This window comes from Hymenobacter psychrotolerans DSM 18569, assembly GCF_900142395.1.
Classification (GTDB): Bacteria; Bacteroidota; Bacteroidia; order Cytophagales; family Hymenobacteraceae; genus Hymenobacter; species Hymenobacter psychrotolerans.
The window spans coordinates 1-18,609 of record NZ_FRAS01000034.1 but is presented as its reverse complement, the minus strand read 5'-3'; the positions used below and the strand labels follow the sequence as shown (position 1 = coordinate 18,609).

The 18,609-nt window shown below is 63.1% G+C and carries 18 protein-coding genes; 10 read left to right on the top strand and 8 right to left on the bottom strand.

Going from position 1 to position 18,609, the window contains the following annotated elements; all coding sequences use genetic code 11:
- Window positions 1-169 precede the first annotated feature (169 nt).
- The 4 genes from BUE15_RS19535 to BUE15_RS19515 all read right to left on the bottom strand — a co-directional run bounded on the left by BUE15_RS19535 (window position 170) and on the right by BUE15_RS19515 (window position 5,603).
- Window positions 170-1,489 (bottom strand): ArdC family protein, encoded by a 1,320-nt coding sequence (locus BUE15_RS19535; RefSeq protein WP_073288686.1) that lies wholly within the window; start codon window positions 1,487-1,489, stop codon window positions 170-172.
- 871 nt (window positions 1,490-2,360) lie between these two features.
- On the bottom strand, window positions 2,361-4,637 hold the full coding sequence (locus BUE15_RS19525; RefSeq protein WP_073288682.1) for a toprim domain-containing protein: 2,277 nt from the start codon (window positions 4,635-4,637) through the stop codon (window positions 2,361-2,363).
- A gap of 99 nt (window positions 4,638-4,736) precedes the next feature.
- Complete coding sequence (locus tag BUE15_RS19520; RefSeq protein WP_073288680.1) at window positions 4,737-5,132, bottom strand: hypothetical protein; 396 nt, start codon at window positions 5,130-5,132, stop codon at window positions 4,737-4,739.
- A gap of 45 nt (window positions 5,133-5,177) precedes the next feature.
- A complete protein-coding gene (locus tag BUE15_RS19515) occupies window positions 5,178-5,603 on the bottom strand; it encodes a hypothetical protein (RefSeq protein WP_073288678.1) in 426 nt (141 codons plus the stop codon).
- A 220-nt stretch (window positions 5,604-5,823) separates the two neighbouring features.
- Here BUE15_RS19515 and BUE15_RS19510 point away from each other — a divergent pair, with 220 nt between their 5' ends.
- The 10 genes from BUE15_RS19510 (at window position 5,824) to BUE15_RS19465 (ending at window position 15,659) form a co-directional block, all read left to right on the top strand.
- A complete protein-coding gene (locus BUE15_RS19510) occupies window positions 5,824-6,336 on the top strand; it encodes a hypothetical protein (protein WP_073288676.1) in 513 nt (170 codons plus the stop codon).
- A 54-nt stretch (window positions 6,337-6,390) separates the two neighbouring features.
- Complete coding sequence (locus tag BUE15_RS19505; RefSeq protein WP_073288674.1) at window positions 6,391-6,810, top strand: hypothetical protein; 420 nt, start codon at window positions 6,391-6,393, stop codon at window positions 6,808-6,810.
- Window positions 6,811-6,822: 12 nt separating this feature from the next.
- On the top strand, window positions 6,823-7,170 hold the full coding sequence (locus BUE15_RS19500) for a hypothetical protein (protein ID WP_073288672.1): 348 nt from the start codon (window positions 6,823-6,825) through the stop codon (window positions 7,168-7,170).
- Window positions 7,151-9,805: a VirB4 family type IV secretion system protein gene (locus tag BUE15_RS19495; RefSeq protein ID WP_073288670.1), complete on the top strand. Its 2,655-nt coding sequence runs from the start codon at window positions 7,151-7,153 to the stop codon at window positions 9,803-9,805. The genes BUE15_RS19500 and BUE15_RS19495 overlap by 20 nt, the downstream gene beginning before the upstream one ends.
- The gene (locus BUE15_RS19490) at window positions 9,802-10,902 is read left to right on the top strand and encodes a conjugal transfer protein TraG (RefSeq protein ID WP_139252443.1); all 1,101 of its coding nucleotides are present in this window, start codon (window positions 9,802-9,804) and stop codon (window positions 10,900-10,902) included. The genes BUE15_RS19495 and BUE15_RS19490 overlap by 4 nt, the downstream gene beginning before the upstream one ends.
- A gap of 12 nt (window positions 10,903-10,914) precedes the next feature.
- Complete coding sequence (locus BUE15_RS19485) at window positions 10,915-11,592, top strand: hypothetical protein (protein ID WP_073288668.1); 678 nt, start codon at window positions 10,915-10,917, stop codon at window positions 11,590-11,592.
- A 68-nt stretch (window positions 11,593-11,660) separates the two neighbouring features.
- Window positions 11,661-12,401: a hypothetical protein gene (locus tag BUE15_RS19480; protein WP_073288666.1), complete on the top strand. Its 741-nt coding sequence runs from the start codon at window positions 11,661-11,663 to the stop codon at window positions 12,399-12,401.
- Between the two features lie 20 nt (window positions 12,402-12,421).
- The gene (locus BUE15_RS19475; protein WP_084549204.1) at window positions 12,422-13,345 is read left to right on the top strand and encodes a DUF4138 domain-containing protein; all 924 of its coding nucleotides are present in this window, start codon (window positions 12,422-12,424) and stop codon (window positions 13,343-13,345) included.
- Between the two features lie 12 nt (window positions 13,346-13,357).
- Window positions 13,358-14,758 (top strand): conjugative transposon protein TraM, encoded by a 1,401-nt coding sequence (gene traM, locus BUE15_RS19470; protein ID WP_084549203.1) that lies wholly within the window; start codon window positions 13,358-13,360, stop codon window positions 14,756-14,758.
- A gap of 22 nt (window positions 14,759-14,780) precedes the next feature.
- The gene (locus BUE15_RS19465; RefSeq protein ID WP_073288661.1) at window positions 14,781-15,659 is read left to right on the top strand and encodes a hypothetical protein; all 879 of its coding nucleotides are present in this window, start codon (window positions 14,781-14,783) and stop codon (window positions 15,657-15,659) included.
- A 358-nt stretch (window positions 15,660-16,017) separates the two neighbouring features.
- Here the strand turns inward: BUE15_RS19465 and BUE15_RS19460 are convergent, their stop codons facing one another.
- From BUE15_RS19460 to BUE15_RS19445, 4 genes are all read right to left on the bottom strand, one after another.
- Complete coding sequence (locus BUE15_RS19460) at window positions 16,018-16,323, bottom strand: antitoxin VbhA family protein (RefSeq protein WP_073288659.1); 306 nt, start codon at window positions 16,321-16,323, stop codon at window positions 16,018-16,020.
- Window positions 16,324-16,422: 99 nt separating this feature from the next.
- Window positions 16,423-16,758 carry a DUF4396 domain-containing protein gene (locus tag BUE15_RS19455; RefSeq protein ID WP_244535988.1) on the bottom strand — a complete coding sequence of 112 codons (336 nt, stop codon included), beginning with the start codon at window positions 16,756-16,758 and terminating at the stop codon, window positions 16,423-16,425.
- A 180-nt stretch (window positions 16,759-16,938) separates the two neighbouring features.
- Window positions 16,939-17,403, bottom strand: a complete 465-nt coding sequence (locus BUE15_RS19450; protein WP_211617693.1) for a DUF6122 family protein — start codon at window positions 17,401-17,403, stop codon at window positions 16,939-16,941.
- 454 nt (window positions 17,404-17,857) lie between these two features.
- Entirely contained in the window at window positions 17,858-18,454 is a 597-nt protein-coding gene (locus BUE15_RS19445; RefSeq protein ID WP_170865321.1) for a DUF305 domain-containing protein, read from the bottom strand.
- Window positions 18,455-18,609: the final 155 nt, after the last annotated feature.

Genomic DNA, 18,609 nt, shown 5'->3' with positions numbered 1-18,609 from the left:
AGCGACCGTTCCGGAGCAGGTCTGTAAACCGGCGCGGCAGTGCTTTCTCAACAGGTTCCTTTGGGGGTAGGGGAGGGGATGCTGGCATTATGTGCGATAATTGAGATGATTAAAAAGAGTGCGGCAGGCGAGTACCCCACCGCCCCCGGCCCCGCGCAGAACCGGGTAGTCAGATGTACTCACCTGGTGCCTGTGCTGAAGCAAAGAAGTGGGGATTTTGCCGCGCCTCATCGGCCAATGTGCGTTCTTCCCACTCCGCTATCTGCCGCATAATATTGGTCAGCCAGCAGCCCAGGCGGGCCGGGTCTGCCTCCGCCAATATCCGACCCGTGGCGATGCTGCGCTGCTCGTCGGTGAAAGCGGGGTGCTCCATCAGGCGTGAAAGTTCAATGCGCTGGGTGGAAACGACCACTGTTGTAAGCGTGGGAAGTGTTTCCTGACCCAATACCACCAGGGGCAAACCCGGCAGAGCGGGACGGGGCACTAAAGCACCGGCGTCGACGGCAGGAGCGGCCGGTGCCTCTTCGTCTTCGTTGACCACCATCACGGCCCCGGGGCTTCCGCTGGGTGGCGTCGGCTGCGGGCCGCTGGGCTCGTTGTCATCGCCGCCTGAGGTGCCTAGTATAAACTCGGCGGCGCGTTGAGCCCGGCTGGCGGCCTGCACTACCAGCTTCTTATCCCCGCGCAACTGCTCCAGCCAAAACTGAAGGTAAGCGGCGGTATTTTCGAGCGTAGCGCTGGGATTCAAACCCGCGTGGCCACAGAGAAAGGCGGCACCCATCTCGGCGGTCAGCTCCTCGCGGGCATAGCCGGCGCGGCCACTCGGACGCAATGCTTCGGCTAAGTCGGGGCGGTCTAAACGGCTGGCGTGGCCGGTGGCGTGGGTCAATTCGTGAAACAGGGTCGAGTAGTAGGCTTCGCCACTGGTGAAAGTTTCCGGGCGGGGCACTTGCACAAAGTCAGGACCGGGGGCGTAGTAAGCTTGCGCGCCGCCGTGCTCGATGCGGGGGCAGGTCGCCCAACCGGCTACTAGGGCTTCCGCGGCGGCCAGGGGCTCGTGGGCACGGTCCTGGGGCTGCTCGGGCAGGATGATGTCGACGCCTTCCACGTCGTCCACGGAAAAGACCGTGAAGTATTTGATAAAGGGCGTTTTCTCTTCCTCACCGGTTTGCTTGTCGGTGCGGGTTGTGACGTTGTAGTAAATCACGGGCATGCCTTTGGCCCCTTTGCGGATGTTGCCGCCCAATTCCTTCGCCTGCCGGAACGTGAGAAAGAATGGCGTGCCGCCGACCAGATGCAGCAGAAAGGCATTAATGCCGGTATAGGCCCGGCCGCTGACGTAATTGCGGGGCCGGCCGTAAGCCGCGTGCCAGGGCTTGCGCCAGGCAATCTGACCGGCTTCGAGCGCGGCAATTACCCGGTCGGTAACAATCTGGTACACGTCGGGGCGGGTAGTGGTTTGGGCGGCGGGGCTGGCTTGCTTTTTCATCGCTAACTAGGAGCTAAGTGACTGTTTCTAAAACCGTTTCCTTACTTGTTAAACGCAAATAGAAGGCTTTTTGTTGCTATAAAGACAACAAAATCAACCTTAAAACGACATTTATTTTACCCCATCAAAACATTTCTCCCCCACTGCCCCGGGCATTGGCGGTTTCCATTTCTGCTTTTTTGCCACAACCAAAAACGCCCGACTGCAGGACAGTCGGGCGCTTCCATTGGGAATCTAGTCAAGCTACTGTTGGGGGCTTAACTGCTGCTTGAGGCATTTGAGTAGACTCAGCCGGGAGGCCTCGCCAATCTGAATGAGGGGTGCACCATCATTGAGGTAAAAAAGCACGGGGTCCGCCTTGGTAACGGCTCGGGCCCAGACTTCTTCACAGAGGTTCACAGGTAGTTGCAGCAGGGGTTGGTACTCATCGCGGATGAGCTGTAAAATCAGCCCTTTCATCGCGGGGCAAAAACTAGAAAAAGGCCGGTGACCGGTAGATATCATGACGGGGATAATAGCGTGGAAGGGAATACAAAGAGGCTTCCGACCCGCCCGCCACAGCGGGGGCCGGAAAAAACAGGCCCATCCGCCGGCTATAAGCAAGCCGCGGGCAGCCGCAGCGCTGCGGTGGGACAGTAACCAGAAGTTGGATTAGCCTCGATGCGGACCCACAAACAGGGCGGGGCGCTCGGATATGGGCAGCGGCCGCAAGGCGGCGGGTGCTAGGGTCTGGGCTGCTAGCGGCAGGCCAAACGGAGCATAAGGAGTAGAATAACCTGTTTTCGCCAGCATGGTGGGCAGCTTGCTATTCCTGCAAAACTAAAGAATCAGCGCACATTTCTGGGCCGTGAGCCCAATATTCTGATTGCGCTTACCGCTCGGGACCAGCCGTCCGTTCACCTAGGGTGCTGGCATTAACTCCGCTAGGAGCCAGACGGTGGCGCTCGGCCCGGTCAGCCGCGGGTTCGTGCACCTGGGCACCGGGCTGGCGGGCCACATCGTCGAGCGTGGCGCTGACGCGCGCCAGATTGGGTTGGTCGAGCCGGTAGCTGACCTCAATCTCGCTGTGGCGCTGGTGCGTGGCCGGGTCGGTGGCGCTGCGCAGCGAGCCGGTGTTCAGGCCTCCTTCGCGCAGCTGCTCTGCCACGGCTTCCGCGTGGCCCGTAGCGCCGGCCCGGGGTTCGGGCTCGTCGATGCGAATGATGGCCGTTTTCGTAACCGATTGCTCCGGTGGTGTGGCGGCCAGTTGGCGGCGCTCGGCCTGCTCATCCGCGGGCTCGCTGAGCGTAACCAACGGCGATTTATCGAGTGCATCGAGTGTCTGGCTGAGCTGGCGCAGGCCGCCGGGGGTGGCATGGGGCTGGTAGCGTACGTCAAGCTCACTGCGCAGCTGGCCACTGGTGGGGTCCGTCTCGGCGCGAAGCTCCACGTCAGCACCAGCCTTGCGCAGCAGCTCACGCATTTGCCGGGCCTGGCTGGGAGTAGCCTCATCCGCTGGGGTGGGCTCGGTTACGGTTAGCTGCACGGCCCGTTGCAGGGCGGAGTCGCCCGTGGCCGCGGCTACCACGAGCGTAGCAGCCTGGCGCTGCTGTTCAGCCTCCCGGCGCTGGGCCTCCTGGGAGTTGGTCGCCTGCTCACGCTCGGCTTCGCGCTGCTGGGCTTGCTGGCGCTGCTCCTGTTCCTGACGGGCTTTTTCCTGGCGCTGCTGCTCCTTAGCCAACTCGTCGGCGCGGGCCTGCTGGGCAACCTGCTCGCGGGTGAGGCCCTGGCTCAGCAGCTCCAGGTCACGGTTGAAGTCCTTGCTGATGGCGTACTCCATGCGAATGAAGTTCTCGGGCTGCCGGCCGGGCTCCAGAGGTCCGTGCTCCAGCTGCCCCCGCTGCATTTCGCGCTGAGCGTGCAGGGTACGGGCCAGCTCCTCGAGGGCTTGGCTGTCGGCATTGGGCACAACCAGGCGCACGACGGTTTCCTGCCGGGTGGCCCGCTGCACTTCCAGCGCCACGGCTTCATCAGCCGCCGGCCTTAGCCTCTGCACCTGCGCAGTGAGCTGACTCAGGTGCTCAGTGCCCTCGGCGCGGGTGGCGTGGTGAAACTCTACGCGCAGAGCGGTGTGGTACTTGCCGGCGGCCGTGGCGTGCCACTCCACCGGGCGGGGAGCCTCGTCGTAGGCCACCTGGCCATCGGATACTTCGCGGGCCCGGCGCGGTACCTGCAGCTCGTTAAGGTAATTGATGTTGAAGCGCCGGCCGGCCGGGTCGTTGTCGTTGGCCAGCACCACTTCCTTCGGCTCCTGCTTGTCGATGAGCTTTTGAATCAGCTCCACCTGCCGCTCGGTGACGGTGCCGCTGGTAGCCACGTAAAGCGTGTTGGGCTGGCCTTCCGCGCCGCGGTGGTGCAGCTGATGGTAGCTCATGGCGTCCACGGGGCTTTCTGATACCACTAAGCGCTGCACAGGGGTGTCCTTGCCCTCGGTGGGATGCGACACCCACACCCCGGTTTTGGGCAGCTGCAGCAAGTGCTTGTAGTCATCGTTGCGCTGCTCGACGGTGGCAATGCCGTGCTCGTTGTAGAGGGGAAAGGCCGTGTTGCGGAAATTGCCCTGCTGGCTGGTGAACACCCGCCCCTGAAAGGCCGGGCTGTCGATGGTCTCATCCGTGAGGTGGCGGTGGTGCAGGTAGCTGCGGTCCGTCAGGGCGGCGTGGGTGCCCATCACGGCCGCGACGAGGCGGGCCCGGCGCTCCGCCTCCGTTTCCATCTCGGTTGGTTCGGTGGGCTTGGGCGCGTAGGCGGCAGGAGGGGGCAGTGGGGGAGAAGTGGCCCCTTGCCAGCCTTGCTCAGGCTCGCCCAGGTATTGGCGCAAGGTTTGGCGCACTTGGCCCAGCGTCTGGTTTTCGCGGGTTTTCACGAAGTCGATGATGGAGCCGGAGTCCCGGTCATCGCCGGGGTTCAGGTACACCTGGTGGTCGCCCTTGCGGGAGACGATGAGCATCTCGCCGTCCTTTTCCAGCTGGTGCCAGTGGCCGCGGGGTCCGGCCTTTTTCACGTCGTAGCCGTGGCGGCGGGTGGCATAGTCCACCAGGTCAATGGATTGCTTGAAGCGGTCAAGCTCCTGCGGGTCGTTGTCGCGCGGGGGAGGGGTTGCGGGCATAGAAGAGGAAAGGAAGGGGTACAAACCAGCCGCGCCGCCGGAAGCCGGGGCGGGAATAAGTGCCAGAAGACAGGCCAGAAAGCAGTAGGGGAGGAGCAGCTAGCTGACCAGCTCCTCGTGGGCGGCCAGCTGCTCGCGCAAGGTGGCCAGCAGGGCGGCATCGGCAAAGAGGTAGTGCTCGCAGAGCTGGCCGCCCACGTACAGGCGCACCAGTTCGGTCTCGAAGCCAAAGACGCGCAGGTGCTTTTGCACGAGACGGTACTCTTCGCGCTGCAGGCTGCCGGTTTTCAGGCCCACGCTGGTGGTGTAGGGAAAGCCAAAAGCGGTGCAGGTGGCCCGCAGTCCCCCATGAGGCAGGCTGCGCAGCCGCAGCTGCACGTAGCGCCGCGCCTCGTCGTAATCAATGGCCAGGGCCGGGTCAGGCAGCTGGGGGCCCAGGGCGGCCGGGGTAGTCGCAGGTTTCGCCGGACGGCGGGAAGCAACGGAAGCAGGCATAGGGAAAAGAGCAACGTGGAGCGGTCCGGCTCCAGGGCCTTTCCGCTAGTTAGGGGATGAAGTGGTAGTGGCAGCTGACGCCGGGGCGTCGAAGGGAGGGTTGTCGAAAAGGTTAAGCTCGGCTTTGAAGCGGGCCACGTTTTCGGCCGAGGTGAACATAAAAAAGTGGCGGCGCGACTGGTGCACGATGATGCGCAGCAGCTCGGTGGGAAACTGGAAGTGGGTCATCAGGCGCTGCAATAGCACTGCCTGGGTTTCCTCCTCCAGCTTTTTGATTTCAATCAGCCGGGCGTAGTTGAACTTGTGCTGCTGGGCCCAGGGCTTGAGCTGCCCGTGCAGCATGGCGTTGAGGCGGTGGCGGATATAGCGCAGAACGGTGGCATAGGAAACAATGAGCGCGGGGTCGGGAAAGCCCGCATTTACCGGCTCTACTGGGGTGGCAGCCGGGGGAGTGGGAATAGAGGTGGTCATGCAGCAGCAATTGGAGGGCGCGCAAGGTAACAAACCGTCCGGCCGTCTGCACTACCCCCGCTGCTGCGGGCACTTAACCATGCCGAATCGGAACAGGGTATAGCTCCAAAGCTTCGGCATAGCTGCTTCAAAACTTCTCCTAAAGCAGAACTTATACGGAAGTGCTCCGTATAGTTGCCGCAATTGCTCATAAAAAACTTCGACTTGCTGCTTGAAATCGATGCTGTGGTTGCTGCTCTTCCTGCTCATGGCGGCCCTGGGGGTACTCTGGTGGCGCTTCGCCATGCCAGCCAGCGCCGGGGCCGCCGTGGTTCCGCCGCCCCTCGAAGGCAACCACCCTTCGCTGCGCACCCGGCACTACCGGCTGGCCGACTTTCATCCGGCGCCCCTGGTAGCGCCACCGGCTGCCGGACCATCTTCCGAAGAGGATGTAGCCACAGAGAAAGAGGATGTAGCCCCGGAGAGCCCAGCTGAGGCCGTAGAGCCCACCGCTGAAACCGCCGCTGAAAAAGCTCCGCAGGCCCCGGCCCCAAGCGGGGCGGAGGAAGCCACGCCGGAAGCCGGCCGCTTACCCGAGGGTGCCCGGCACAACTACCTCACCGCGCCCGCGCATACGGCCACCGATGAGCACAACCGGGGCGTGGAGCTCACCGCCGCCGAGCGTCGCGCCAAAATGCGCGCCCTGATGAACGAAGCCCTTGATAATCGCCGCGCCGCCCCGGCTACGGTCTGAAGTCCAACCATTCCCTTTCATCCTTTTCCCTTCCATTCACCTATTTCCTTTTCCATGCAAACTCCCTTGCTCACGCGCCTGCACCAGGGCGCAGCACAAGCGGCGGCCGGCGGACTGCGCCTGCTGGCCGCTGGCCACACCTACCAACCTTCCCGTGCCGAACGCTTGGCCATGGCCCTGCTCCTGGCCACTTCCCCGACCCTGGTATTTGGGCAAAGCGGCGCCGGCGGCCGGGCCGTGGGTGCCCTGCGCAGCGTGCAGACCATCGTCATCAGCATCGTGCAGGTGCTCTTCATCATCGTGCTGGCCATCGGCTTGGTGCGCGTTGTGCAGAAGTTTATCAGCGGCGCTCCGGATGCGCTCGGGGCCCTGGGCTGGCTCATGGGCGGGGTCATTCTCTGGTTTGGCTTCAACTACTTCAAGGAAGACCTGGCCAGCGCCATGGGTGGCGGCGAAGGTGGGGTCACGCCCTAAGCCCGTCTTCCCATGCGTTCCTTCAAAAGCATCGAGCGCCCGGCCCAGGTGCTGGGCATGAACCTGCCGGACCTCGGACTGGTCGTGGGCCTCTTCCTGGCCGCCGTCCTCGCCATCGGCGTCGCCGGCCTGGTGGCAACGGTGCCTCGCTTTCTCTACCTGCTGATTCTGGTCACCCTCGTCGTGCTGCTTTACGGCCTGCGCTACCTGGCCAAGCACCGGCCCCCGGGCTTTCTGCTCAGCTGGCTATCCTTCCACCGGCGGCAGCCGCGCCGCATCGCCCTGGGCCGTCCCCGGTCCGGGCAGGCCGCGGCCGGCTCTGCTGCCCTTCCCACCCCGCATGAACATTCCCACCACTAAGGCCCCGGACCGGACCGCAGATTTTGCGGACCTGCATCCGGCCTACGCCTACCAGGACGACAAGGTCATCTTCCGGGATGGCCGCGTGGGCGTCGGCTTCGTGCTCGAATGCCCCGAAATGGAGAGCTGGCAGGCCGAAGAGTTTGCCAATCTGCAGTCGGCCCTCCTCGGCGCCCTGCGCACCCTGCCCGTGGGCACGGTGGTGCAGAAAACCGACGTGTACTATGACCGGCCCTACCAGAGCATCGGCGGCGAAAACCGCGCCGGCTACTTCGAGGGCAAGATGAACGCGCACTTCGCCGAGCGGCTGGTGCTGTTCCACCGCGCTTACCTGTTCATCTCTTTCGCTCCCTCGGACGAAACCAAGCTGGTGCGGCCGAATGCGCTGAGCACGCTGGTGAACCGCGCCGGCGAGAAGCTGGCCAAGAACCCGTTTGCCGGCGTTGTGCAAACCCTGGACACCGCCGAGCGCATCGCCACCGAGCTGCTGCAAAGCCTGCGCGGCCTCGGGGGCCTGGACTACCGCCGGTTGAATCAGACCCAGCTGCCGCAGGTCTTCACCCAGTACTTCAACCTGGAGTTCGACCGGCAGCCCACTGGCCTGACCCGCGAAATCAGCAACGTGCCGGGCGCCTTCACCGTGGGCGAAAACCGGGTAAGCATCGTCTCGCTGGTCGGGCAGGGCTCGGAGGCTCACCCCGCCGTGCGCAACGGCTACGGGGTCACCTCGCCCATGCTCTACCCGCTCACCGCGTTTCTCTCCTGCCCGCACGTGCTCACCCAGGCAATGCTGATTCAGGACTCGCGTTCCGAGCTCAAGAGCCTGGACAACGACAAGAAAATCAACAACTCGCTTTCCTTCCTGGCCACGCAGGACAACCACCTGCGGGCGGCGGAGATTGACGAGTTCACGGCCGAGGTGCGCTCGGGCAGCAAGCAGGTCGTGGGCCTGCACCTGTCGGTGCTGCTCTGGGACGTGGACGACCAGGCCCGGCGCGAGCACGTGGAAAAGACTACGGCCGCTTTCCGCGCCATCTTCGGGGCCGAGGCCGTGGTGGAAAGCTACCTGACCTTGCCGCTGTTCTTTGGCCTGGCGCCCGGCAACGCCTACCAGGTACCAGACCGCTGGCTGACCACGTCGGCTGACCGGGCCGCCTGCTACTTCCACTGGACCACCACCTACCGGCCGGAGCCCACGGGCGAGTATCTGTGCGACCGGTTCCGTAACCTGGTCAAGGTAAATCTGTTCAATACCGACCTCGACAACCAGAACGCCCTGGTCATCGGCCCCTCGGGCTCGGGTAAGAGCTACACCTTCGGCAACTTCATCGTGCAGCGCTACGAGCGCGGCGCCCGCCAGATTATCATCGACATCGGGGGCACCTACCGCAACGTGTTCCAGAGTTTGATGGGGCCGAACTTCGAGAACACCTACTTCGAGTACGACCCGCAAAACCCAATTGAGTTCAACCCCTTCCTGCTGCCGCGCGAGGGAGAGAACGGGCCCTGGCACTACTCCGACGAGAAGCTCAACTTCCACCTGGCCCTACTGGCGGCCCTGTGGAAGGGCGGCAAGGACCGCGCTCTGAGCAAGAGCGAGCGCACCATCCTCTCGCGCTTTCTGACCGGCTACTTCCACGACTTAAACCAGCACGAGCGGCTGGGCCAGTCGGACGAGGAATTTCCGGGAATGGAAAGTTTTTATAAGTACGTGCAGCGCTTTGACCGCTGGATGAAGGCGGAAACGCCCACGGCCGGGGAGGGCGAAGCCAGCGACGAAAGCACGGCGGTGCTGGCCCTGCAGCGGGCCCAGTACCAGACCGACATGAAGTACATCGACATGCACGAGTTCTTCCTCGTGCTCGGCGAATTCGTGACCGGCGGGCGCTACGCCAAGGTGCTCAACTCCACCCGGGAGGCCCAGTTGAGCCAGTACCCGCTTATCTGCTTTGACCTGGCCCGCGTGAAGACTGACCCCACGCTTTACCCGGTGGTGGCCATGCTCATCACCGAGCTGAGCCTGGACTTGTTCCGGCAGTTTCCCGACGCCGTGAAGTACATCGCCCTCGACGAAGCCTGGGCGCTGCTCTCGGGCGTGCTGGAAGAGTTCATCGTCTCGATGTACCGCACCATCCGCAAAACCAATGGCAGCATCACCATCATCACCCAGGGCATTCAGGAAATCATCGACTCGCCCATCGGCTACACCCTGATTGACAACTCCAGCACCAAAATCATCCTGCGCCACTCCAACGAGGCTTCGCTGGTTCGCCTGCAGGCGCCGCTGGGTTTGACTGGGCACGAGATGGACCTGATTCGCTCGGTGCGCTCCACCGACTCGTTCCGGGAGTTCTTCATCAAGCAAGGCGCCCAGGCTAAGGTGTACGCGCTGGAGGCCTCGCCTCAGCTTGATGCCGTGCTCACCTCGCGGCCGGCTGAGCGCAACTACCTCAACCAGCTCGTTCGCCACTACCAGCGCCAGCGGCCCGTGGAAGTGCGCGACGCGCTGGGCAACCTGGTGCGCGACGCCGACGGCCGGCCCACTTATACCACCGTTGTTGAGCAGCGGCTTGACTTTGCCGTCGACCAGTTCGTGGAAGAAAAGCAGAAGCGCAAGGGGGCGCTGCCGGCATGAGCGGGCCCCTATTTCTGCTCGTCGGCATGGACCTGGACACCGACTTTATCACGGCCGCCGACGGCGCCCTACGCAAGGTGCTGCAGGCCTGCCAGCTCTACCTGATTCCACCGTTTCTCTCGGTGGCGCTGCTCTACACCGTGGGCCGCGGCTACCTGCAGGGCGGGCAGCTGCGCATGGACTTCTCGCCCCTGCTCAAGGCCCTGTTCGTGTACTTCATCCTGTTCTTCTACCGGGACTTCATGGACTTGATTGGCGGGGCCATCGGGGCATTTGCCAGCCTGGTGGCGCCGGCCCAGCCGGGCTTCATTGCCGAGGCCCTGCAAAGCCTGACTAATCCGGCGGGCGCCTCCTCCATCGCGCCCGATACGGCCACCAACACCGCCGGCTTTGTCAATGAGCAGATTGGCACCATTACCTCCATCTGGGACAAGCTTACTAACTTCTCCCTGCTCAACCTGCTCACCGAGCTCTTCACGACCAGCACCGTCGTGCTCATCCGGCAGGTGCTGGTCATGGTGCGCCAGTACATCGTGGCCTTTCTCTACGTGAGCGGGCCCATTGCCATTTGCCTCTCGGCGCTGCCGCCCTTCGCGCAGCTGGGCAAGCAGTGGCTGCAGAATTTCATGGCCGTGCAGTTCTGGTCGCTGACCTACTCGCTGCTCGACACCATCTACGCCAACTACGCCGACACCCGCCCGGCGACGGGTAACATTCTCATGCCCACCGGCATGACGCCGGGTGACTACGCCAATGATTTAACCTACCTCATCAACTCCATTGGCTTTGTCATTCTCTACTGCATGGTGCCCTGGCTGACCAGCTTTCTCATCGGCTCCTCGGCGGTGCAGGGCTTCGTGGGCATGTTCAGCGGAGCGGTGGCCGGCGCGGCCGGCGCCGTGAGCGGCGTAGCCTTTCCCGGGGCCTACGGCGGCGGGGCCAGCGGGGCGCTGGGCCGCCAATTGGGCTTTGGCCCTGATAAGGGCGGCAGCAGCCCAGGCGGAGCCGCCAGCAGCACCCCGACGGGCTCCGCCTCGGCCGACCTTCCTACCATGTCCGCCGGCGATTCGGGCGCCCCCACCCGCCGACGGCGCTAATCCCTTACTACGATGAAACAGCTTCTTTTCACCTTGCTGAGCGCGGGCTTGCTGCTTGAGGCATGCCAGACTGAGAGCGAGAAAACGGCCGATGCCCTGGAGCAGGCAGCGCAAGCCGCCGCCAATTCTCCCGAGGCCAAGGCCCGGGCCGCCGCCTGGAAACTTGCCACTACCAAACCACCCCGATTAGCGGCTAATAAGCCGGTTGATTTGCGACCGGCTGTGGAACAGCTCCTGCCCCGGGATGGCTACCTGGAGCTGATTTCGGTTAAAGCGGCGGGTGTACCGGAGCCCGCTATCCTGCTGTTACCCATCCTGTGGCGCCCCATCAAAGGCAATTATCCGCCGGTAGCTCCCGGGTACCGCCTGCCCTTTGAGGCAGTGCTGAGATGGCACCCCGTGGGCTACGCACCCAGGAAGAAGATACCCACTGAGATGGCGCTGAATGGCCCGTGGTCCTCCGATACCCTGGCCGGCTTCACGCTCCACGAGCCGGACGTAAGCCTTCCGGGTCAAGCCAGTGATGCTTCCATCATCATGAGGCCGTGGCGGGAAGTGACCGTGCGCGGGGTGGCTTATGCCTACGCCACGTCCCCGGCCGCCGGGCAGCCGCCCCAATTGGTGCTGTATCCCTACCAGAATCCCCTGGGGCCACCTGATGCGCGCAAAATGGTGTACCTGCCGCTGTAAGCTGGGCCGTGGGGCAGAAAGTCCCGGGCGGCTCAGCTCTTCTATCCATCAACCTCTTCGCCTTACTCATGAACTCCGTCCAAGACCTGAACAAAACTTTCATCACCATGCGCACCATGGCGCTGTCCGCCCTGGCCTTGCTGGGGGTGGTGACCGTCGCCTCCGGGGCGCTGCTCTACCGCGCCTACGAATCCACCGGCCAGCGCGTGTACGTGGTAAGTGACACCGGCTCCTTCTCGGCCCAGATGGGACGCGGCACGGGGTACACCTCCTTTGAGGCCCGCAACCTGGTCCGCACGTTTCTGCTAACCATGTTCGGCCACGACCAGTACAGCTTCAAGCACAACCTCGACGCGGGCCTGCCCCTGATTGAGGAGCGCGGCGGCCGTTTTCTGTTCGAGAGCTTCCAGCGCGGCCAGGTGCTGCAGAACTACATCCGCTACGGCGCCCGCCAGGCCGTGACCGTGGACAGCATTCACCTGGACATGAACCACCGGCCAATCACCGGCCGCGCCTACATCAAGCAGACGGTGTTCATCGGCGACCAACAGAGCCAGAGCAAGCCCCTGGGGGCCAAGTTCGCCCTCGTCGAAACCGACCGCTCCGACGCCAACCCTTTTGGGCTGCTCATCACCGATTTCGACTTTATCGCCTACAACCCGCCCATCACGCAGCAGGAAAAAGACCAGCTGCGCGACCAGGAGCAGGCCCGCCAGCGCAAGCTGCGCGAAGAAGCCGAAGCCGCCGGCGTACCCCTGACCCAACCGGCCCCGACTGCACCTGCCCCGGCCACCCAGCCCGCTCAGTAACCTACTTCCTATCCCACCTTATGCGTTTTCCTTCTCCTTTTCTTACCTGCGCGCTTTTAGCCCTCCTGCCCGGCGCGCTGCACGCCCAGTCCGGTCCGGCCATTGCCGCCCGGTCCCCCATGGGGCAGGCTCCTCATCCGGCCAACCTGGCGCCCAGGATGCAGCTGGAAATAGCCGTTTCCGACAGCTCGACCACCTACCTGGTGTTTCCCGGTCCGGTGTCGCTGGTCGATGTCGGCCAGGCCCCGCACTACCTGGTCAAGATTGAGAGCAACGCCGTGTTCGTGCGGGCCAAGCGCCGCAACCCTCCCCCCACGCCCATCCTGGTGCGCTACGGCTCGCGCTACTGGATGGGGCACCTGGTTTACACTGGCCGGCCGGTGCTGCAGCTCTACGACTTTCAGGACGGCGGCGCCCTGGGCGCGAGCGCCGGCAACTCGGCCCGCAACGGCGCCGGGCTCAGTGACGCGCTGGCCCTGAACCAAGGGCAGGAAAAGCGGGAGCTGGCTGAAACTCGCCTGAGTAAGCTGGCCACGGCCAAGCACGCCGACACCGGCGGGCTGCGCACGGCCGAGAACGACCTGGTGCTCTCGCTAGCCAATGTGCGCAACGACAAAGACTTCACCTACCTGCGGCTAAAGCTGCGCAACACTACCTCCATCGACTACGCCGTGGACTTCACCGACTTCGAGCTGGTGGAAAACTCGCGCAAGAAGTTTCTGGGTAAGAAAAAGAACGAAGCTCGCCGGCCCCTCGCGCCGGCCGGCGGGGCCGAAAGCCAGACCATTCCGGCCCGGGAAACGGGCTACCTCCTCTATGCCGTGCCGCTGTACGCGGCCACTGACCGGGGCCATTTGGAAATCACGCTCCGCGAGAAGTTCGGGGCCCGGGTGCTGGTGCTGAAAGTGCCCAGCAAAGTCATTAACACGGCTGCCGCCATTTAATCAGTCCTTCCCATGTCCGAGCATAACATGCAGCCAGTGTATCCAGCTGGCGATACCACTACTGACTCCTCACAGCCCGCTTCGGGTAATAATACCGCACCTGCTTCGCCACCCCGTGCCTCCATGGGCGAGCTGGCCCGCCGGCACTGGCTCCCGCTGCTGGTGGGCATTGGCCTACTGACCGCGGTAACGCTGTTTTTCTACGCCCGCTCGCTTTCCAAGGAAGTAGCGCAGCAGGTTAGCCCCGTGGCGGCGACTTCGCAAAACCTGGAGCCCAGCATTGCCCCAGCGACGCCCGAAGCGGCCCCGGCTCCCACGGACGTGCTGGAGCAAAAGCAGGCCGCTGCCCGACAAGCGGGCGTGCAGACGCTGGGCCCGGTTCCCTCCCCCGACCAGCTGGCCGGCGGCATGGCCGTGGACACCGTGGGTCAGGCGGCCCTGCGGCGTCGCACGACCTTGGCAACTGCCGAGCGGCAGGCACGCGCGGCGGCCAACCGGGCCGCGCTGCCTCCGCCGGATTCCACGGAAGTAACGGCCGTCGATGCGCAAACCGGGGCCTACCGGGCCGTGCGCATACCAGTGGTGCAAGCCAGCTACCGGGCTAGCAGCGCCAGTGCTGACCCGCGTCGGCGTTTGCGGGCCGGGGCCCGGCCCCGCACGGCACCCGACGGGGTACCCTATGAGCAAAACGACGATGTACTGGACATGCTCGACGCGGCCCCTGCTGCCTCCCGTGCTTCGTATGAGCAGATGACGGGACGACGCTACTTTGACCGGCGAGCTGCCTTGCGGGCCGGCGGGGCGGCTACTGCTGCAGCAAGTAATGCTTCGGGATACGATGCCTTCGGCACCATTAAAGCCGGCTCCTTCCGCTATGCTTCCGATAACCAGGCGCAGCTGCTGCCGGACATTTTCTATAAGGCCGTTATCAACGGTGAACAAAAGATTCGGACGGGCTCGGTGGTACTGTTGCGCCTTGTCGAGGATGCCGTTATCAGCGGACAAACCTTCCCTAAAAACTTGGTGTTTGCCGGCGTGGCCAGCGTGGAAACCAACCACGTGGCCATTCGCATCAGCCGGCTGGGCCCTACGCGCGTAGCGGCCGACATCTACGATTACCACTACCTGCCCGGGCTCATGATTGACCCGCAGAAGCGCCAGCCCCTGCCCGCCGGCGACAACCCGCTTAACGATGCCCGCGCCATCGGCTCCCAGGAAGTAGGCCTGGCCATCGACCGCTCGGCCTCGGCTGCCAATTCGGTAGTGGGAGTAGGGGGCCGGGTCGCGGCCGCGATGGTGGGCCGGGCGTCAACACCCCGTCAGAAGCTGCGCGACGTGCGGCTGCCCGATGGCTACCCCGTGCTCATCACCACGGGTGCGACTGATGCCAGCGCTCCGACGGCCAACAACTAAACCTCATTTTAGCTCTTAAGCCATGAAAAAGGGATTGTTTGTCGTGGTGTTAGCCGCTCTGGCCGGCACCACCTCCTACTTCGCCTCGGCTCAGATGGTCGTCAACGACCCTCCGCACATGGGCATACACATCGGCCAGTTTGCTAAACAGCTCAAGCAGTGGACCGAAACTATCAAGAACTATCAGGTCATCAAGGACGCCAGGCAAATTGCCGGCGTTACCCGCGACATCACCGGCCAGGTCAAGGAGCTTACTTACGAGGGCCTGGAGCTGCAGCGCCAGATTCAGGCCGACCTGCGCAAAGTAGAATCGGTGAAGGATTTGCGCTACGCCAACCCCCTGGAGCTGTTCGGGCGGGCCATGGCCATGAACACCAGTTCCCAGCCCGACTACATGCCGCCCGTGAACAAAGCCCGCCGGCTGCGCCAGGCACTGCAGGGCCGCACGGAGCAGGACGTGGAAACGGTGTACCAGGCTTTCTCGGGTCTGGATATCGGCCGTAACGGGGCGCAGTCGTTTACCTACCGCGACTACAAAAACATGCGGCAGGAAGCGTTTGCGTCAGCCTATGCCTATGAGGAAGTACTCAAGAAAAAGAACGTCGAGACGGCCTTTAACTACCAGAAGATTGCCGATGAGATGACAGCCCAGAGTGTCGAGTTGATGGCCACGCTCAAGAATCCCGGCCGGTACTCTATGACGGAAGCCGAGCGCCTACGAGCCATGGGGCAGGCCAACGACAACATGGTAAAAGCCCTACAGCTGCGGCAGGAAGCCGACCGCCTGATTCAGGAAGCAGGTAAGCCTGGGCCTGCCCGGCAAGCAGTTGAAGGGGCATATCGAGACCAACTGCTGCAGAATCAATTGCTGCGAAGCATTAGCCGTTCTGGAAGGTTGTAGTAAAGCTTATTTGGAAGACATGAAGATTTTCGCGGGGACGGGCGCGGGATACACCCGGAGCGGACTTCGCACGCGCAGGTTACGCAGCCCGCAGGCCGCAACACCGACCGTGTCGCGCCGCCATTTCCCGCGCCGGCATCGGCACCTGGGGAAGGTGCGGCACTCCCGGGGTGGCGCAGCTCGTGGAAGCGCGTGATGGAAACGTCGTGCTAAATGCGGTCGAGGTGGTCTTGATTCTTCGCGCTTAGCAAATTGTACAGCAAGCGCGTAGCCGGGTCGGCAAAGTCGAGGGGCTGGGGGCCGGGTCGGGATTCATAGGCAAGAAAAAAGCCCAACCTGGGAGGTTGGGCCGATTAAGCTAAACCAGTTCTGCTACCTGGGGCGCGTCGATGGATAGGTAAGGTCGGCTCGGCTCAGCATTCAGATTTGGGCGCCATCGGGTCGGCGTGGGGTCCGAACTCGGCTGCTGCGGATAAAGGCGCGTCACCTCGGCCCGGATAGTAGCCAGGTCGATTTCACCCGCTATGTAGCGGTTATGAAGAGCGACCAGCTCGGGCGAGGCCCCGCCGCCCTGGCTTATGGCTACCCCCACGGCCCATTTTACGCTTTCGCGGCGCTGCTGCGGGGTACGCTCGGTTTCGGAGAAATACGGGGCCTTTTCCATAATGCGAGATACGAGAATTAGCTGGGAATGGGGGCCTCAGCGGGACATAGTGGGTGCTGGACCAAGTGGGTAAACCTACCGCAGCTGTTCCGCTTTGCTTCACAGTTGTTGTATGGCGGTAGCCACGATGATGCCCATCGCATCACCCGCCGCGCAGTGAATCGTCGAGCCGACGGCCTGCTTCCACAGCGGCGCTATAAAGGTCTCGTGAGTGCTAGGCGAAGGCTCGCGACAGGAAAACCAGTAGATAAGCAGTCCCACCGGGCCGGTGTAAAGAGTGACCAGCACCCAGCCCCACTTCATGACCTTCATCTCCGGGGTGCGGGTAAACAGGTCCCAGGCCACGTAGAGCACCGAGAGCACCGAGAGCAGCGTCAGGCCAAACCAGAGCCAGAGTACCCAGTCCGGTGCCCAAGGGGTAGCGTGCATTTCCATAGGGAGCAGAGTTAAGGTAAAAAGCGAGAACTAAACGTTCTGCTGCTTAGGGATACGAGCGGCGTAAGGCGTACTGCCGGGTTCGACGGGGCTCATCTACTTCCAGTATGTTGTTCCCCGTGCGAGGAAAAAGCAGGCCTATTGAAATCGTCCTTCAATTTAATCTTCTCCCGTGCCTATTCACTCAGCAACCTTACGCCCCAGTAGCTTCTTCACCCAGTTGCGCAAGGCGTAAATCCGGGAGCTGAGGTAGCACTCGTTGCAGTGGCTGAAGTTCCACAGGCAGTCCACCGTATCGGTGAACAGGTGGAAAAGCAAGCCCACGGCGACCGGTTGCAATGCCGGCAGCAACAGCAGCAGCGCATACGCCGGGAAGGCGTAAAAAGAGTGCAGCGGATGATACCCCACACTGCAGCGCAGCGGGTCGAAAATGGGTTTGGCCAGCAGGTGGTCCAGGTCCATAAGCATCGTGGCCAACATCATCAGGTAGGCGGCCTGCCACATCGCGGGGAAAAACACCAGCGCCAGCACGGCCGGGAAAAGAAAGTGCAGGATGTAATGCACCAGCGTCTGGGCGCTGAACAGTTTGGTTGGGAATTGCCGACGCAGCCCACGCGGAACCTTCGGCGGGGTTTGGCGGCGCACGGTATCACCAGGCGTGGCTTGGGCATTCCTCTGGCCCAATTTGCCCGCTGGCTCCTCTTTCTCCCCGGGTGCCTGGCCCCGCGGGGTCGTAACGGGAAGTCGCGCTTTTTTCCCTATCCGCGGCGAGGTGGTGGGGGGCGCCGGGGCCGTGACGACCGTCGCCGTGTCAACGCGCTGGGCCGGCCGCGGGTGGCGGTACCCAGGAGCAGGGCGAAACCTTGGGGCTATGGCAGAGGAGCGGCACCCGGTTAGAACCGGACCGGCAGCGAGGCAAAGGAATAAAATGAAGCGTGAGACAGGCGGTGGAAGCATAGGAGGCGTTGTTGCCACGGGGCCGGCCAGGGTGAGCATCTCTAGGGAAAAGGCCGCTGGAGAGTCCGCTCGGCCATCCACTTTCCTGAATGCAAAAAGGCAGCCCCGCAAGAGCTGCCTTTTTTCGGGGCTACGCCACCAACTAGCGGTTGCGGGTGAGCCAGTTCTGCAAGACGCCAATTTCCTGGCGCTGGTCGGTGATGATGGCCTGCGCCAGTTGGCGCATCGTGGCGTTGCGGCCGTGCTGGAGCAGCGCTTCCGAGTTGTCGATGGCCGCCTGGTGGTGGTCAATCATCATCTGGGCGTAGTCCACGTCGGTGCGCATGGTCATGGTGCGCGCGTTGCTCGCGGCCATCATGCGGTCCATGTTGGTTTTCTGAATTTGGTTGAACTGCGGCACCAGCGGCTGCGTGGGCTGGTGCCCGCTCAGGAACGTGTTGAATTGCGTGATTTCGGCGCGCTGCTTGGTAATGACGTCCTGGGCGATGGTTTTCATCTCCTGGTTGCTGCCCGCGCGCAGCTCTTCCTCGCTCATCTTGATGGCCGCGTCGTGGTGCAGCACCATCTGCGCCGCAAAGTCGTGGTCGGGGTCCTGGGTCTTGGCCTGCGCGTCCATCTGCGTCATCATGTCCATCATGATTTTCATCAGCGGAGTGTCGTGCTTCATGTCGTCCTTGTCGTGGTCCATTTTGCAGGCCGAAAACAGGGAAACCAGCACAAGCAGGGACAAAATAGGCAAACGGAATAAGCGGTTCATGCACACGGTCGGTGGGGTCTGATGGTGAGCATTATAAACGCCCGGCCTACCCGCCCGGTTTTTACACCGTTGGCCTTTTTGCTTGCATAATTTCGGAAGCTACAGCAGCGAGTCCAGGCTGCGCCGGGCGTGGCTGG